This window comes from Roseibium sp. RKSG952, assembly GCF_009711355.1.
In genome coordinates this window covers 1-361 of sequence record NZ_SMMF01000205.1, presented here as the reverse complement: position 1 = coordinate 361, position 361 = coordinate 1, and the positions used below count along the sequence as shown (strand labels likewise).

Below are 361 nucleotides of genomic sequence, written 5' to 3'. Positions count from 1 at the left end.
TGAAACAGGAAAATCTTCTGTCCAGTAATTACCGGAATCCCTGTCCGGGAATTAACGGAAACGATGTCCAGCAAATAGCGGAAACGGTGTCCAGTCATATCCGGAACCCGCAAACTGCGCCAGCGTCTCGAAATCGTGCTTGGCAAACAGCCCCTCGCCATAGTCGTTTTCGCAGTCGTAATAGGGCGGGTCACAGTAAAACAGCGTGCCCGGGCGGCCACAGCGCGGGATGACGGGCAGGTCAAACACCCTTCGAAGAACTGTTTGTGCGAAAATAGAAAAAAATGGAAATAAATACGATAATACAATTACCAATATTTAACTTAAATATTTAGAAAATCAATTTAATAAATAATAACAG

At 44.6% G+C, this 361-nt stretch carries 1 protein-coding gene; it reads right to left on the bottom strand.

Annotated elements, in window-relative coordinates:
- Positions 1-51: 51 nt before the first annotated feature.
- Positions 52-249, bottom strand: coding sequence for a hypothetical protein (locus E1297_RS00510; protein ID WP_155132602.1), 198 nt, complete (start codon positions 247-249; stop codon positions 52-54).
- Between the last annotated feature and the right edge of the window lie 112 nt (positions 250-361).